The sequence below is a fragment of the Bdellovibrio sp. ZFWA1 genome (genome assembly GCF_056175665.1).
The window spans coordinates 819845-836755 of sequence record NZ_JBJKJH010000001.1; the positions used below are offsets into that span (position 1 = coordinate 819845).

Genomic DNA, 16911 nt, shown 5'->3' on the forward strand with positions numbered 1-16911 from the left:
CCCCTCCCATGGCGAGATGACACTGCTAATAGGCTATCCGATTTTTTGTTAAGGTGATGTTAGGTGAACGTTTAGATTCAGTGAAGAATCAGGCTCGCCGCTTTCTGTAGTCGATCGACTAGACCTTCCCAGCGCTCTTTAGCGGTCCCCTGCAAACAGTCTTTATCTAAATAAACATAGATCAGATCAGCCCCCGATTCGGCACATTCCCGCATTTGGGCATATAGCTGCCGGGACGCCAAAACAGGATCTGCAGAAAGCTTCATCTGAATGGCGCTGCGAATTCCATTTAAAGGCTTAATAATTTTTACGTCTTCGACAACATCAGGCATGCTCTTAAGAGCCCGCTGAGCCTCTTCAATAATCTGAGACTCTGACAGAGAGTTTGATTGAACCAAAATTAAAGGAAGAGCCGGCATATAATGATGCTTCATATGCCCCGGTGATTCTTTTTTAGAGACATTCTCGATGTATTGGAATTCAATTCCCGCTGCGGTCAAAACATCTTCAACTTCACTTCTAAGAATATGACCCTTACGAAGTATAGACACCTGAGCCGTACCAGCTGAATCTTCTTTTACCATTAACACCGTGGATTCAATTCCGACCTGGCATTCACCGCCATCAACTACAAAGACATCTTCATCTTTAAATTCACTAGCCACATGAGCCGCAGTCGTCGGACTTGTTCTTCCAAATTTATTTGCACTTGGTGCAGCCAAAGGAACACCGACCTCTTGAATTAAAGTCAGCGCCAGCGGATGTGAAGGCATTCTTATCCCAACACTATCAAGCCCTGAAGTAATCATTGATTGAACAAGATCACTTTTAGGTAAAACCAAGGTTAGAGGACCTGGCCAAAATTTGGCAGCCAACGCTTGAGCGGCTCGACTCCACTGAGTTGTTAAAGTTTTTGCTTGGTCAATCGAGCTAACGTGAACGATTAAGGGATCAAAGAACGGACGCTGTTTTGTTGTGAAAATGCGCTCAATCCCCTGAGGCAAATCAATACGTGCAGCCAAACCATAAACAGTCTCTGTCGGCATCCCGACAACTCCAGATTCAGCTAATATATTTTTCGCCTTTAAAATATGCTCTTTCACGTTTATTAAGTCCCTCTAAAATCTTAGCCTTCTCCACGAAGAATCACAATTGGCTTTTCTCGTATGATATCCTGACTTGCTAACCACGAAATAAAAACACTTAATCCCGTAATCCCCAAAATACTCCACAAAGGCCACATCCAATTTACAGTGTATGTACCCTCAAATAGCCACCAAGCCAAGCCCCAAGACGCAAGCATACTAAGGGCTGCCCCAAAAATCGAGGCAATAAAAGCTATCCAAAAGCCCTCTGCAACTAAAAAGCGATTTAAACTAAAAAAGGAAGCTCCTAAAACTTTCATCATGTTTACTTCCCATCGACGAGTATAAACCTGGCTACGAATAATCGAAAACAGCACCACGTAACCAGTAATCAATGCCAGTGCCGCCATAAGCTCTAAAGACCAGCTCATTTGCTCGGCCACTTTCAAAACTTCTTGAACTGAACGGGAGACATCAATCATAGAAACATTGCCCAGCTTTTCTGTGATCAGATATTGCAACTGATCTTTTTTATCCGAGGCCATCGCAGGCAGAGCCATAATATGCGTCTTAGGGGCTTCGTCCAATACTCCAGGCTGAAAGAGAATAAAGAAGTTGGGTTGAAAGCTGGTCCACTTGACCTTACGGAAATTAATGATTTCGCCCTGAATTTCGATTCCCTGCACATCAAACAAAAGGCGATCACCCAGTTTAAGCCCTAAACGTTCAGCAAAACGAAACTCGACAGAAAGCTCTGCAATATTTTGCGTTTGTGGATCGAAAGCGCCACTAAAAGGTCTTCCTTCTACGATTGTTTCGCTTGAGGAAAGAGGATGCCGATAGGAAAGATTTACGCCTCTGTTACGCGATCTCGCCTCCCGCTCTTCCTCTCGAGTTTTAAAACCACCTTCTTGAATTTTACGCTCATAATCCGTTTCATTGATCTTAAGAATTCGCGCTCGAACTAGGGCCGAGCTCGAGACTGACTGAATACTTTGTTGCCCAAGAAGATCGTTTAAAACTGGTAACTGCTCATCCTGAATATCGAACATAAATAAGGAAGGCAGCTTGTTCGTGGACTCATAAGCAAATTCATTCTGCAAAGATACCTTTAACTGGGGCAAAATATTTATAAGTAAGGAACCTAAGCCTAAGGCAATAAACAAGGCCATCGTAGATGACTTTTTTCGAGCCAAGCCTAGCATCGAATATTTCAAGTCCCACGCTTTAAACATTTGCAACTTAGCCATTGAATAGACTTTATAAAGTCCCAGAATACCAATTAAAGCCATCGTCACAACAAGGCCCGTAACAAATGCAAATCCCATCTTAAATGAATTTGCTTGGTAAATACTTAACAGAGTAAAAAAGACGATTGCGGGCAGAAACCAAACAATATTCTTTAACTGAATATCAGCGTTGAATTTCTCCTCGCTAAATAAACGCGCAGGCTTTAGTGACCAAATACGAGTCATGAATGGTAAACTTAGTGAAAGACTTCCAACGACCCCCATCAAAAGTGTCATCCAAACAATACGAGCCGTCAGTTGAACATTCAGGAAAAAAGGCAAGAATTGGGACAACAGGCTTCCAAGCCAAGGTAAAACCAACTGTGCAAATAAAAGCGTTGGAATAACTGCAATAAGACCCATCAATGCGGCTTGAAGCAGATAAATACTGACCGCCTGATTCGACTGTAGACCCAGGCTGCGATAGATTGCAATTTCCTTCAGCCGACCCGTTAAATACAATCGATAGATATACGAGGCACCCAAAGATGACATGAACAATGCAACCAATGCAACCAAACCCAAGTAGTCACCCAAATAGCCCAACTGTCTTCCAGAGTCCTCTCCAGCTCCTTGCCAGGTTTCCACCTGAACTCCAGGATCTTTAAGCTTTTCATAAAGCTTTTGCTGAATATCCGTCGTCGATTGGCCCGCGTTCAGTTTGAAGAAGTGACTGCTTGAAAACGTACTTCCAAATTGAATCAGACCACTCTTTTCAATCAACTTTTCATGAATAAAAACCGAAGGTGCAAAGCTGGCTCCGCGAAAGGTTTGCGAAGAATCTTTAACCACCACATCTGCTACATTTAATGAAAGTTGTCCCAAATGAACCTGAGCATTGCGATCTAATTTCATCTGCGAGATCACTTCCGGAGAAACCCAGATTCCGCCGCGGACTAAAGCTTGCTTTGAAGAGTTGGAATCAATTCGCTCGCCATTTTCTAATTCTAAAGCCCCATAGAAGGGATAACGATCATCAATCGAAATGACCCGAACCAATCTAGATTTGCCCGACTGCGAAAGCATTGCATAGAAACTTAGTGAACGGCTTTCGGGTGTATCCTTTAATACCTGCCGCATTTCCAGCAACTCTTGCTGAGTCAAATACCGTCGCGCAGAAACTTCAAGATCCGCCGTCAAAATATTTCGGGCATTTTGCTGCATATGGGTTTGGAGTGCAGATTTAAAAGACTCTAAGGCGACAAATCCGGTTAACCCTAACGCCAGATTGACGGCAAAAAATACCACAAACTTTTTACTTCGACTCAGCTCGCGAAGGGCCAGTTTTATGATCATACAAAAAGACCTTGTTTAAGTTCTAAAGCTCTTTGACATCGACGGGCTAAGTCTGGAGAGTGCGTCACCAAAATCGTGGTAGCACCATATTTCTTTGCAGCTGCAAAAAATTTATCCATGACTTTTTCACCAGTTTCCGTATCTAAATTACCACTAGGTTCATCTGCTAAAAGTAATTTAGGCTCGACAACCAAGGCCCGTGCAATTGCAACACGTTGACATTCACCACCACTCAATTGATTTGGAAAGTGGTCCTGCCGATGCGACAAGCCCATATCTTCTAAAAGCTCGCGTGCCTTTTTTTCTGCTTCAGCCCGGCCTAGTATTTCAAGCGGCAGCATCACGTTCTCTAAAGCTGTCAAATGAGACACCAGGTGATATTGTTGAAATACAATCGAGATATGATGCGCTCGAAAATCGGTGATTTCTTTTTCACTCATTCGAGTCATATCTTTTCCATCAACTAATATAGCCCCCTGATCCGGGCGCTCAAGACCGGCTAAGATGGAAAGCAAAGTAGACTTTCCACTTCCTGATTGACCCACGATAGACACGATCTCTCCGGCCTGAATTGTGGCCGAAATTCCTTTTAGGACCTGAATCTGATTATCCCCTTGATGAAAAGACTTCGATATATTCTGAATATTCAGACTCATAACTTCCCCTTAATAACTTTAAAAATATTTTCTGCCATCAGACGATGACCTTCTTCATTTGGATGGATTCCGTCTGCCAAGTTGTATTTAGGATTTCCCGCAACTTTATCGAGAACAAAGGGTACAAAAATCACTTTATGCTTAGCAGCCAACACCTCATACATTTTTTTAAATTCGGCGGTGTACTCTTTTCCATAATTTGGAGGCATCAACAACCCGCCCAAAACAACTTTTATATTCTGCTGAAGTGCAAAACGAATAGTTTCATCCAAATGCTTTTGGCTTTCTGCAACCTTCAATCCTCGAAGTCCGTCATTGGCTCCCAAAGCCAAAATCAGTACCTGGGGATTTCTTTTTGCCAGCCATTTGATACGCCCAATTCCCGATGCCGTTGTTGAGCCCGAAACCCCAGCATTGACGACCACCCATTTTTTAGTAGAGCCCGAGGACATTTGTTGATTAAGAAGCTTTTCGATGACCGCGGGCCAAGCAGCTTCTTTGGCTACTCCATACCCCTCGCTTAACGAATCACCCAGTACGATGATTGTTTGCTCTGATGACAGATTTTTTTCGGAAACAAGGGCTACTTTGCTGGATTGAGCCCATACCAAATTTAAATGCCCAGCTAGAACAGAGACCGCTAAAACTAAAAGGACTTTTTGAATAGACAAGCTCGACCTCCCTGCAAGGACTTCCATTTTCTATGAAATCTTAAATGTTATGCAATGTCTTGCGTCCTAAACAGGACTCATTATGTCATATTAAATAAAGACTCTAGAAAGCGACCCGAGCTGGCGGTGTTTTCTTGCTGTCTATTTGAGCTGCTGATATATTAACACTCTTATGTGACGCGGAGGATAAGGTGTCTCAGAGTTTTATTCAGTTTAAGTCCAGGGAAGAGAACCCACACTACGAAGGCGTGTACGATATTTCGCCTGACGAGTTGAATGCTTTAAAATCCCAAAGCGCAGGTTCTTTAAAGCTGATCGATGTTCGCCTACCTGAAGAATACACAGGAGAGCTCGGACATATTCCAGGATCTGAACTGATTGTACTCGACACCATCCCGGATCACATGGATCAAATGCCAAAAGATCAAACCATCGTCTTCATTTGTCGAAGTGGAGCTCGTTCTGCTCGCGCGACTGCTTTTTTGCAAGCTCAAGGTTTTCAGAGTGTGTACAACATGAAGGGCGGAATGATTTTTTGGAATGAATTGGGACTTCCCACAGAAAGATAGGTAAAGGATATGCCTGGAAAAGTATACGTAAACAGAACCCTCAATCTTAAAAAAATTAAATACATCGGCGTGGACATGGATCACACGTTGATTCGCTATAATACAGAAGCCTTTGAACACTTGTCTCACACAATGATGAAGGACAAACTGGTAAAAAAAGGCTACCCAGAATCAATAAGAAATCTTCCTTTTGATTTTAACTTCGCAATCCGAGGCCTGGTAATCGATAGAAAAAAAGGAAATCTTTTAAAACTCAATCGTTATACAGCTATCCGAGCAAGTTATCACGGAATGAAACCACTGGATTTTAAGACGCATCAAAAATTGTATAAATCGACTTATATAGATTTATCAAACCCGGACTACATGGCTGTCGACACGTCTTTTTCAATCTCGTTAGCAGTGATGTTTGCACAAATTGTGGATCTAAAAGATTCAGATATTACAACCAAATATCCGGATTATGCACAAATTGCAGATGACGTTTTAGATGCTCTGGACGAAATTCACAGAGACGGCAGCTTAAAAGCGGTGGTCCGCGAAAACGTCGAAAAATATGTCATCAAAGACGAAAATCTAGTACGTGGGCTTGAAAAATTTAAAAGACACGGAAAGAAGATTATCGTTATTACGAACTCTGATTTCCACTACACAAAGTTACTTTTGGACTATGCGATCACTCCTTTTTTGAAGGATCACAAGTCTTGGCATGATCTATTTGAGTTCACGATCACCTTTGCAGCGAAGCCTCGGTATTTCTATGAAAACTCTCGCTATCTTGCCGTGAATCCTGTTGATGGAACGATGACGAACTTCGAAGGTAAACTGACTCCAGGAATTTACCAAGGTGGTAACGCCAAAAAATTTACCGCAGATCTTGGCCTAGATGGAGATGACATCCTATACATCGGAGACCACATCTACGGCGATATTCTTCGTCTGAAAAAAGATTGTAACTGGCGTACTGCGATGATTATTGAGGAACTGGAGCAAGAGATCGACAATAACCGCAAAGCCGATCCTATCAACCAAGAAATCGAAATGCTTATGAAGCGTAAAGAGCCTTTGGAAGATGAATTGACCGAGCTGATGACGAAGAAAATTGAAAAGAGCGAAGAAGTTAACGAGGCTGTTATTGATCATCTTCAGAAGACGATTTCGGAAACTGACACTCAGATTTCAAATCTTATTAAACGCCAACAGGGAATGTATAACTCGCACTGGGGTCAAATTATGCGAGCGGGAAATGAGGAAAGCTATTTTGCTTATCAATTGGACCGTTATGCATGTGTTTACATGGCCAAACTTTCGGATTTGTTGGACTTGTCACCAAGAACCTACTTCCGATCATTGCGCCGCCCTCAGGCTCACGAAATTTAATCCCTAAATATCTGATTTATAAGGACTTCCCTAAAAAGGAAGTCCTTTTTTATGTCTTAATTTAAGGCATTTTGCCACCCAAAGAATGGGCCAAAACTCAATTAAGTTTCAATAAGTATTTACTATATTTTCATCGAAAATGATTATTTTAAACTATACACACATTGTCCGATAATTAACTCAGGAGGACATATGGTGGGCGGACTCATTTCCCTTTTATCAACAACAATTGGAGCGACTTTAGTCTTTGCAGGAAAAAACAAGCGCTTCAATCCCATGAGTGTTCTAACCTTAGACTTTGCCATTGGAATGATGCTAGCTGCCTCGGCACTATCGTTGATTTCTCCTGCGTACTCTTCGCTTCCTCGACAAGATCTGCCTCAGGTTGGAATGGTCACACTAAGTCTTCTAGGTGGAATCCTCTTTATTACTGTCCTTGGAAAAATTTTAGAACTCAGTTCAGGGCAATCTTCTCGGGCGGCGGTTTTTGTAATAGCCATGATGCTGCACAACCTTCCAGAGGGATTAGCCGCTGGCGCGGGAAGTAACTCGGTTCTAGGAGCCATTGCTCTTCAAAATATCCCAGAAGGAATGACGACAGCCTTGGCATTTGTAGCCTTGGGACTTTCGGTTCCTGCAGCTTTCCTTGGAGCTTTCGCATCGGGACTTGTTGAGATGATTGGAGGCTTCGGAGGCGAATGGGCCACCGCTCAGACTCAGACGGCGCTGCCTTTTATTTTAGCCTTTGCTGGAGGCGCCATGATGAGTGCAACTCTTCGCGAACTTTGGGAAAGATGCCAAGAAAATGGATGGAGTATTTTAGCAAAAAAAGAATTTCTGATGGGGGGACTTTTAATCTGGGGAATGAATGTTTTGACCGGAGCCTAAGATTATCTGAAATTCTCATTTCGGTTAAAGATCATCAAGTAGTCTTTTTCCCCGATTTTGCTCATCATCCCCGAGTATCTATTAGGCAACTGCTTCTGAAAAAATGTTTTTTGCGACAGATCCCGAATTGCACACCCGAGCGCTCCAGTCCCTTTTATATCCCCGACTTCAACTGCACAAATGGGATCAAATTTTTCTGCTTGTTCGGCCGTAATCGGGTATTTGGAAATTGAAATACTTGTAAAATCTAAACCCTGCTCTTTAAGTTTAGCAGCCAGATTCAATTTTAAAGTCTGAGTAGAATAAATAGTTGGCATAACGATGGCTACACGCAAGCTTTTGGCTCTGGCCTCTTTGATCCCATTTAATAAGCGATCCATTTCCAATTTTGTGTCTAAGCGCAAATTGGATTCTAAAAGCTCGACGTATGGAAGGTTTTGTTCAACGCCAAGAACATCGTATTTAAACTTTCCGGCCTGAACTTTCTGAAAGAAACCTCGCAACAATTCGATGTCTTCTATTTGATTTGGAGAGACTCCTAAAAATAAAACTGAAGCTGTTGCCAACTCTGAATTTAGGGCCCCAGCCAGGGCCTCACCCATCTGCTCTGGCGTCTCAACTTGCGTATATTCGATTACAGCTAAATTAGGCTTCATTGACCCAATATAGATCGACGCACCAACTCCACCAATCGCGATAAGCCCTACGATAATCCAATACGTATATTTCATGCTTAAAAGATATCGACCTATTGCCAGGTGCTGTCCAGCATTTTGTTGCATCTATTGCTTGTTTTTTTATGCTAGAATGATAAGGTGCGCGACCGTTAATGGACTTGATCCCTAGGACAGGTACCGGAGGTAAATATGAACCACATTCTATTGATAGGATCAGGGCGTCTTGCGACCCACTTGCATCACTACTTTAGCCAGCTCAATATATCATTTTCTACTTGGGATAGGGCTCAGGATCCACATCTTTTAAAATCCAAAATTGAAAAAGCATCCCACATTCTGTTGGCAATTTCAGACTCAGCCATTGAATCCTTCTACCTTAAGCATATCGCAGGCTTTGATAAAACGGTGGTGCACTTTTCGGGAGCTTTAAACATTCCTGATTTAGCATGCGCCCACCCTCTAATGACTTTTGGGCCTGAACTATACGACGTTGCTATTTATAAAAAAATTCATTTTTCTATCACTGGCGTAGATAAACTAAACTCGTTAATACCAGGCCTTAAAAATTCGTATTCAGTATTGCCCGGCCACTTAAAAGCGAAATATCACGCCCACTGTGTCGCGGGTGGAAATTTTGTTTCTATTTTGAGTGCTGAATTTCTAGAAGCAATGACCACTCTCGAAATCCCCAAAGAAGCCGCTCTCTTATTTCTAATTCAGTCCATAAAGAACACAGAAGAAAAAGGTTGGGATGCTATTACCGGACCACTTGTTCGTAATGATCAAATAACTATTCAAAAAAATCTTGAAGCCCTAAATGGAACAAACTTGGCTCAGATTTATCATGCTTTTCAACACACCTACCAAAATAAATGGGGGCTCAAATGAAAACGATTTTAGATTTCCAATCCAAAAAATTGAATCATCAAAAAATTTCAATGATTACTTGCTACGATTATAGCTTTGCTAAAATCGTCAATTCATCTCCGATTGATTGCATTTTGGTTGGTGATAGCTTGGCCATGACAATGCACGGATACAACTCTACTTTAAACGCCTCTGTTGCGATGATGGCTTTGCACACCGCGGCCGTTGTTAAAGGCGCTCCAGATAAATTCGTGGTTGGCGATTTGCCTTTTATGTCTTATCGCAAAGGCCTTAGCGCCAATATGACTGCCATAGAGAAAATCATGAAGGCAGGCTGTCAGGCCGTAAAGCTAGAGGGCGCCAAAGGCAACCTCCAACTTGTTGAGCACTGTGTAGACTCCGGCGTTCCCGTAATGGGCCATCTAGGTTTAACACCTCAAAGCATTCACCAACTTGGTGGATTCAAAGTTCAAGGCCGGGACGATAAAGCAAAAAAAGAAATCATGAAACAAGCTTTGGCGTTACAAGAAGCCGGTTGCTTTTCAATTGTGTTAGAGTGTGTTCCAACAGAACTTGCAAAAGAAATAACGCAGGCATTAGAAATTCCAACCATCGGCATTGGTGCGGGTGTGCATACGGATGGCCAAGTTTTGGTATTGCAAGACATGCTAGGCATGAATCAAGAATTTAAACCGAAGTTTCTTAAAAAATATCTAGAGGGGCATAAACTTATCGCCGAAGCGTTCGAGAGCTTCGATTCCGAAGTGAAAAATAAAATTTTCCCTTCAGACAAAGAGAGCTACTCATGACCCAAGTCATTAGAACTCCTTCTGCCATGCAAGCCCTTCGTAAAAGCTTGGCAAAACAAACAAAAGCTAACGGCGAACCCTTAAGCATTGGCTTTGTCCCCACGATGGGAGCTCTTCATAAAGGGCATGCCACTCTTTTACAGAGGGCTCGCAAAGAAAATGATATCGTGATTCTAAGCATCTTTGTGAATCCAACACAGTTTAACAATCCGGATGATTTGGATAAATACCCCCAAACATGGAATGCCGATCTTGAATTAGCTAAAGCTACCAATATTGATTATGTCTTCTATCCTGATTTTAAATCCATGTATCCAGACGACTACCACTACAAAGTGATTGAAACCGATTTCAGTAAAGAGCTTTGTGGAAAAGACAGGCCTGGCCATTTTGATGGAGTCTTATCAGTTGTTAGCAAACTCTTAAATTTGGTTAAAGCAGACTATGCCTATTTTGGTGAAAAAGACTTTCAGCAATTGCAATTAATAAAAGGCATGTGCGAGGCCTTCTTTATCGACACCACTATTGTCCCCGTCCCTACGGTCCGCGAACAAGATGGCTTAGCTATGAGTTCTAGAAACGTTCGGTTAAGCGAAGAGTCTCGAGCCAAGGCTCCACAGATTTATCAAATCATTACCAAAGCAGAAAGTTCGCAGCAAGCTCATGCAATGCTGGAAGACCTTGGCTTTATTGTTGATTATGTTGTGGATAAGTATGGAAGACGATTTGTCGCGGTTAAAACTCCAGCTATAGATGGGTCTGAAGTGAGGTTGATAGACAATGTCCAAATCTAAAGTGCTCTTCTTAATGACTGGTTCCATTGCGTGCTACAAAGCTTGCCACGCAATCTCACGTTTGGTTCAAGCCAACTGCGAAGTTCAGGTCGTTGCTTCGACAGCGGCTCTGCAATTCGTGGGTAATGCAACGATCGAAGGACTTACTGGCAAATCTGTTGTTAGTGATATGTATGCCCCAGGCAACGTGATGGATCACATTCATCTTATGCGCTGGGCAGATATAATTGTGGTCGCTCCCGCTTCCGCTAATTTTATAAATAAGGCGGCGCACGGGTATGCGGATGATCTGCTACATACGTTGTTTTTGGCACATGATTTCAAGAAGCCCTTTTTGATTGCGCCAGCTATGAATACAGCTATGTATAATCATCCGCTGACTCAAGAGTCGTTACAGAAGTTAAAACGAATAGGAATCGACGTACTGGATTCTACACCAGGATCTTTAGCATGTGGTGAAATTGGTCAAGGTCGCCTGTTAGAACCAGATGACCTAGTAAAAATCGTTTTAGAGCGGCTACAAAAGAGCCCCTCGACCGAAACTCAGTCTAAGGCCTCTCAAGCTCGGGCTGCTAAAATTTTAATTACTTCAGGCGGAACGCAAGAGCCTATCGATACAGTCCGAGTGATCAGCAATATTTCTTCAGGCCGCACAGGAAAAGATATTGCTGAAAAACTCAACGATCTGGGATTTGAAGTTACGCTTTTAAGAAGTCACTCATCTGTTTCAAGTGCCTTGATTCCTAATCAAAAAGTCTTTACCAGCTTTGAAAGCTTAAAAAATTCACTTGAAGAGGAAATCAAATCCGGACATTACACGCACATAATTCATCTTGCAGCTGTCAGCGATTACAGCGTCGACAGCATTGAAGCGTCAGGGATCAGCGCTAAACCCTTTGAAATCGCCAAACTAAGCTCGGACGCCGAATCCATGAGCATTCACTTAAAGCGAAATCCAAAACTAGTACACATGCTAAAGTCATGGGCACCAGGCATAAAAGTGATCGCTTTCAAACTAACCAGTCAAGCCTCTGCAGAAGCAAGACAAAATGCAGTCAATAAGCTTTTCAGAAAAGATACCGTGGATGCTGTCGTTCACAACGACCTCAGCGAAATTGATATTTACAAAAAGATTCATAAATTTACTCTGCATACAAAAAATGGAACCCAACCAGTTCAAGGCCACGAGGCCCTCGCTATTGAACTTGCAAAACTTATTTCACAAGGTGATGAATTATGATTTTAGCTCTAGATGTCGGAAACACACAAATATACGGCGGTCTTTTCGAGAAAGACACCATGAAGTTAAGCTTTCGTCGGAACTCTAAGCAAGGTTCTTCCTCTGATGAAATCGGAATTTTCCTTCGTACTGTCATTCGCGAAAATGGATTTGACCCCTCGGTTGTTACTCACATTACGATCTGTTCAGTTGTTCCCGAAGTGATTTACTCGCTAAAGGGAGCCTGCAAAAAATATTTTAATATTAATCCCTTCATTCTTCAGGCTGGGGTTAAGACAGGTCTTCGCATAAAATACCGTAACCCTCTTGAGGTAGGCGCTGACCGAATTGCCAATGCCGTAGCGGGTACTCACCTTTATCCTCATAAAAATTTAATCATTGTTGATCTTGGAACTGCGACGACTTTTTGTGCCGTCACTAAAGACAAAGACTATTTGGGTGGCTCTATCGTTGCTGGACTTCGACTAAATATGGAGGCTTTGGAAAGTAAAACTGCAAAGCTACCATCCGTTGAAATCATCTCGATGAACGAGGCCCTAGGTCGATCCACAGTTGAAAGTATTCAATCCGGACTATTCTACGGTCATCTTGGAACCATTCGCGAACTTTGCACAAGAATGGCGAAAGAATGTTTCCCTGGCGAGGAGGTCTTTGTGGTTGGAACCGGAGGCTTCGCCTACTTGTTCGAAAAGGAAAAGATCTTCGATGCTATTCTTCCCGATCTAGTTTTGAAAGGCACATTGATTGCCCTTTCCATGAACCAGATCCAAGAGCAAAAAAGAAACGAACACGTTAATTAATATTTTAGGAGCAATTTATGTCTAACGATTTTTCTGTATCAATGATGAAATGCAAAATTCATCGTGCCACTGTGACGGAAGCAGATTTGAACTATGAAGGCTCTGTCTCTATTTGTCCCGACCTCATCAAGGCCTCCGGGTTGTTGATTAACGAAAAGGTTGATATCCTGAATATCAATAATGGCGCGCGCTTTACCACCTATGTGATTAAGGGCCGAAAAGGTGAGGTCTGTCTTAATGGCGCAGCAGCCCGCCAAGTTCAAAAAGGTGATTTAGTTATAATTGTTTCTTATTGCGGAATGCCCTACGAAGTTGCAAAATCGTGGGAACCCACTGTTGTCTTTGTCGACGAAAACAACCGAATGGTTAAAAAACGCTTAGAAGATCACAAAAATAATACTAGCAACAAAAAAAAGAATAAGAAAATAACAAAGAAATAGCACCATGGCCATTACTCTGATTCAACTTCAAAACGGCTCTAAAGCCTACGGCGAAAAAATTCTATTTGATAAGGCGACCTTTGCCGTCAATGAAGGTGAACATATCGGAGTGATTGGCCCCAATGGCGCCGGTAAAACCACTCTATTCAGAGCACTGGTTGGCGATGAAGAACTAGACACGGGGGAAATCACAAAGTCGTCTGTTTTACGCCTTGGCTACCTTGAGCAGGAATCCGAATGGAATGTAAACGAGGTCGTCGAGGAGTATTTAGAAAAAAACTGCATTAAACCCATCTGGGAACTCAAGCAACTCGCTCTTCGCTTAGGCCTCACTCCAACACACATGGCGGCCCCGCTTAAAAATCTATCAGGTGGATACCGCATGCGAGTTAAGCTATTATATCTTATTGGCCAAGAGCCAAACTTGCTGCTACTTGATGAGCCAACAAACTTTCTAGATCTTGAAACCTTGATTGTTCTTGAGGCCTTCCTTCAAGACTTCAAAGGTGCGTTCTTGTTGATTTCCCATGATCGAGAGTTCTTGCGCCGAGTGACCGATCATATCGTCGAAGTCGAATCCGGAGAAATTACAAAGTTTGCCGGGAATCTGGATGACTATTTCGAGCAAAAAGCGCAACTGCAAGAGATTTTGCAAAAGCAGGTTCTCTCGCAAGAGGCAAAAAAGAAATCAATCTTGGACTTTGTGACCAGATTTGGAGCCAAAGCCACCAAAGCTCGACAGGCACAGTCTCGCCTTAAGGCTTTGGATAAGATGGAAAAGATCGAACTAAAGAAAGCTCCAACCACAAGCCGTATTCAATTGCCTCCGCCGTCATCGACGGGAAAGATGATCTTAGAAACTGAAGCCTTAGCTTGCGGATACTTTGAAAAGCAGATATTGAATCAAGTCCATCTTCGACTTGAACGTGGTGATCACCTAGGTATCGTTGGCTTCAACGGAGCAGGAAAATCAACCCTTTTAAAAACGCTAGCCCTTGAAATTCCCGCCCTTGCCGGCCAGATAAAATGGGGCCATCAAGTAAACCTATCATATTTTGCTCAGCATACGCCTGAAAAGCTGAATCCAAACGACACAGTTCTGGAGTCCTTACAACTAGCAGCTCACAAAGATTGCACGCAGCAAGACATTTTAAACATGGCGGGAAGTCTTTTGTTTAGTGGCGACAGTATTTACAAGAAAACCAGTGTATTATCTGGAGGCGAAAAATCTCGAGTAGCCCTAGGCCAGATGCTGCTGAAAAAAGCCCCTTTACTGTTGATGGATGAGCCGACCAATCACTTGGATTTCGATACGGTCGAAGCATTAACAGAGGCTCTAGCAGAATACGAAGGCACCATCGTTACCGTCAGTCACGATCGCAGTTTCATCGGCCGTGTGGCCTCTAAGATTCTAGAGGTTCACAATGGAGCTCTGACGTTATATCCGGGCACTTATGACGAGTATGTTTGGTCCGTTCAAAAAGGTGTTCTTGCCGAAAGAGACCTGAGTTCTGGAGGCCAAGAAACGCCGAGCAGCAATAAAAATGCGGATTCGCTGAATAAATTTAATTATAAAGAAGAACGAAAAAGAATTGAGTCTGAAATTCGTAAAACTACGAAGACGATTCAAGATCTTGATAAAAAAATTCTAGAAAAATCTAAAGTTCGCGACGAGCTGACTGAGCATCTTTTAACTGCCACTGGAGACAAGGCGGCTGCTCTTGCAAAAGATCTTCATCAGGCGTCTCAAGAGATTGAGTCCTATGAAAACCAAATGCTGGATCTTATGGAGCAAGAGCAAAACTTAAATAATGACTTAAATCAATTGATTACCTAAATAACTGGATGCCCTCGATATTCGCTCGTGGGGCATAGGCTTTTTCTTTTTGAAACCATTCGATATTTTGCCACCCCAGACTTTTTGCAACTGATTTCTTCACCTCAGAGTCAGATCTAAGCTCGGTAATGAGCCGTTCAGTATTTTCAAGTTCTACTTTCTTCATCATCACTGAAGGTAAATGGATCGAAACAAAAGATACTTGTGGGTTTTGCATCGCAAAACTGCGGGCCCCCTCGGTTAAAAACCCAGCTACATCTATTTCTTTATCATTTGCACAACGAACCACCAAAAGAAGTTTATCGGTTCGCTCAGCAAATTGCAGAACTTGTGTCATTGAAAAGTCTCCGCAGTGCTCGGCCACAATCTTATCCGAATTAATTGCTTTAAAGTGACTTTTCGAAATTGCAGTCATTGAGGGCAGCATCCAAATATTCTCTGGATCTTCAATTGCAATTTGCTTATTCGGATTCTTTTTTGCCAACTTTCTTAGGTCGTTTAAAAGATCTCGTTGGCCGTCTAAGTTAGACGACAAATGATAAAGTAAGTCGAATCGAGCCTCGCCCTGATTCTCAAGTAGCCCCAAGTTCGTAATTCGCGAATAAAGATTGGCTGCAAATTGCTTTTGAGCCTGCTCTTCTGAAGTCAGTGTTTTTTTAACAACGACGATCTGTAACTGAAGAGCTTTACTTAGAAGGCCAACTTCACTCAAAAGATCTTTCGACATAGAGTCTCCAGAAACTTCGTTCATTTTCAGAGCGAGGTCCCTCAAATATAGAGCGTAGCTGCTACGGAAATGAAATTGCTCTGACGAATACAACGCTCTGTAAGAGTCCATCCACAGCTTTGTTAACAGAGGTCTTAGACTTAGCGGTGTCAGTTGACCCATCTCTGCATTTTGATTTTGTCCTAAATCTAATTTTTGACATGCCTCAAGATGCTCGATCGAAATCCAGGCACTGCGACAATAAGCCTTCTTTGTTTTTAAAACGCTAGGCCACGCTACTGTCTCGGGTTGTATTTTTAAACCCGTCTGAGGATCCACAATCTCTAAACGCTCGAAACTATCTACTCCTTGAAGAAAGGCTATCAACGAATCGACAGCAGCTTCGTTAACTAGGGTGCCCATACCAAGCTGATCGGGACTTAGCTTAGAATCAATCCAGTTTTTCGCTATAATTCTCTCAAGAACCTGGGGTTCTAGGGCCAATCGTTCGTTGAGGTAAACTTGCGAGCCTTGTTTACGAAATAGATCCTGATCCTCTACCCAAATATTTAGCACCAATCTCTTTTCAGATTTACCCACGTTTTTTCGAGCAGACGAAATCTTCTCTAAACTTTCTAGATTAGATTCCATTTTTTGAATACGAGCTGTAAGCGCCGGCAACTGAGCCGCAAACCAAGGGGAGTAAGATACATTTTTTTGCAATGAACAACGCCAGACCGTCTCGGTTCCCGAGTCAGAGACTCTGTCGATTCTTTCGACAACTTTAGAGTTAATACATAGGGGCTTCTGGGTAAAAAAGAGCGTCCCTAAGATAACTAGGCCAAAGAACACATAAATATAAGAGTACAAAGAACGTTTCCAACGCATACCCGAAACCGTTGCCATT

Annotated in this window: 16 protein-coding genes; 10 read left to right on the forward strand and 6 right to left on the reverse strand. The window is 42.5% G+C overall.

Annotated elements, in window-relative coordinates:
* Positions 1-77: 77 nt before the first annotated feature.
* Genes AC04MN_RS03875 through AC04MN_RS03890 form a run of 4 tightly spaced genes read right to left on the reverse strand, consistent with a single transcriptional unit; the run spans position 78 to position 4997 of the window.
* Positions 78-1103, reverse strand: coding sequence for an L-threonylcarbamoyladenylate synthase (locus AC04MN_RS03875; RefSeq protein WP_475381876.1), 1026 nt, complete (start codon positions 1101-1103; stop codon positions 78-80).
* Between the two features lie 23 nt (positions 1104-1126).
* Entirely contained in the window at positions 1127-3670 is a 2544-nt protein-coding gene (locus tag AC04MN_RS03880) for an ABC transporter permease (protein ID WP_475381877.1), read from the reverse strand.
* Positions 3667-4326 carry an ABC transporter ATP-binding protein gene (locus tag AC04MN_RS03885; RefSeq protein ID WP_475381878.1) on the reverse strand — a complete coding sequence of 220 codons (660 nt, stop codon included), beginning with the start codon at positions 4324-4326 and terminating at the stop codon, positions 3667-3669. Before AC04MN_RS03885 ends, AC04MN_RS03880 begins: the two co-directional genes overlap by 4 nt.
* Positions 4323-4997 (reverse strand): arylesterase, encoded by a 675-nt coding sequence (locus AC04MN_RS03890; protein ID WP_475381879.1) that lies wholly within the window; start codon positions 4995-4997, stop codon positions 4323-4325. Before AC04MN_RS03890 ends, AC04MN_RS03885 begins: the two co-directional genes overlap by 4 nt.
* 191 nt (positions 4998-5188) lie before the next feature.
* On the opposite strand from AC04MN_RS03890, the gene AC04MN_RS03895 reads away from it, so the two are divergent.
* The 3 genes from AC04MN_RS03895 (at position 5189) to AC04MN_RS03905 (ending at position 7834) form a co-directional block, all read left to right on the forward strand.
* Entirely contained in the window at positions 5189-5566 is a 378-nt protein-coding gene (locus AC04MN_RS03895) for a rhodanese-like domain-containing protein (RefSeq protein ID WP_475381880.1), read from the forward strand.
* Positions 5567-5575: 9 nt separating this feature from the next.
* Complete coding sequence (locus AC04MN_RS03900; RefSeq protein WP_475381881.1) at positions 5576-6946, forward strand: HAD-IG family 5'-nucleotidase; 1371 nt, start codon at positions 5576-5578, stop codon at positions 6944-6946.
* 192 nt (positions 6947-7138) lie between these two features.
* Entirely contained in the window at positions 7139-7834 is a 696-nt protein-coding gene (locus AC04MN_RS03905; RefSeq protein ID WP_475381882.1) for a ZIP family metal transporter, read from the forward strand.
* A gap of 2 nt (positions 7835-7836) precedes the next feature.
* On the opposite strand, the gene AC04MN_RS03910 is transcribed toward AC04MN_RS03905, so the two are convergent.
* Positions 7837-8616 carry a hypothetical protein gene (locus tag AC04MN_RS03910; protein ID WP_475381883.1) on the reverse strand — a complete coding sequence of 260 codons (780 nt, stop codon included), beginning with the start codon at positions 8614-8616 and terminating at the stop codon, positions 7837-7839.
* An 84-nt stretch (positions 8617-8700) separates the two neighbouring features.
* On the opposite strand from AC04MN_RS03910, the gene AC04MN_RS03915 reads away from it, so the two are divergent.
* The 7 genes from AC04MN_RS03915 to AC04MN_RS03945 are packed head-to-tail and all read left to right on the forward strand — an operon-like array spanning position 8701 to position 15298.
* Entirely contained in the window at positions 8701-9399 is a 699-nt protein-coding gene (locus AC04MN_RS03915) for a DUF2520 domain-containing protein (protein WP_475381884.1), read from the forward strand.
* On the forward strand, positions 9396-10187 hold the full coding sequence (gene panB / locus AC04MN_RS03920; RefSeq protein WP_475381885.1) for a 3-methyl-2-oxobutanoate hydroxymethyltransferase: 792 nt from the start codon (positions 9396-9398) through the stop codon (positions 10185-10187). The genes AC04MN_RS03915 and panB overlap by 4 nt, the downstream gene beginning before the upstream one ends.
* Positions 10184-10981: a pantoate--beta-alanine ligase gene (gene panC / locus AC04MN_RS03925; protein ID WP_475381886.1), complete on the forward strand. Its 798-nt coding sequence runs from the start codon at positions 10184-10186 to the stop codon at positions 10979-10981. The genes panB and panC overlap by 4 nt, the downstream gene beginning before the upstream one ends.
* A complete protein-coding gene (gene coaBC / locus AC04MN_RS03930; protein WP_475381887.1) occupies positions 10968-12221 on the forward strand; it encodes a bifunctional phosphopantothenoylcysteine decarboxylase/phosphopantothenate--cysteine ligase CoaBC in 1254 nt (417 codons plus the stop codon). Before panC ends, coaBC begins: the two co-directional genes overlap by 14 nt.
* Positions 12218-13021 (forward strand): type III pantothenate kinase, encoded by an 804-nt coding sequence (locus AC04MN_RS03935; protein ID WP_475381888.1) that lies wholly within the window; start codon positions 12218-12220, stop codon positions 13019-13021. The genes coaBC and AC04MN_RS03935 overlap by 4 nt, the downstream gene beginning before the upstream one ends.
* 17 nt (positions 13022-13038) lie before the next feature.
* Entirely contained in the window at positions 13039-13461 is a 423-nt protein-coding gene (panD, locus tag AC04MN_RS03940; protein WP_475381889.1) for an aspartate 1-decarboxylase, read from the forward strand.
* A 4-nt stretch (positions 13462-13465) separates the two neighbouring features.
* A complete protein-coding gene (locus AC04MN_RS03945; RefSeq protein WP_475381890.1) occupies positions 13466-15298 on the forward strand; it encodes an ABC-F family ATP-binding cassette domain-containing protein in 1833 nt (610 codons plus the stop codon).
* Here AC04MN_RS03945 and AC04MN_RS03950 read toward each other — a convergent pair.
* Positions 15291-16910, reverse strand: coding sequence for a hypothetical protein (locus AC04MN_RS03950; protein WP_475381891.1), 1620 nt, complete (start codon positions 16908-16910; stop codon positions 15291-15293). The genes AC04MN_RS03945 and AC04MN_RS03950 overlap by 8 nt on opposite strands.
* Position 16911 lies beyond the last annotated feature (1 nt).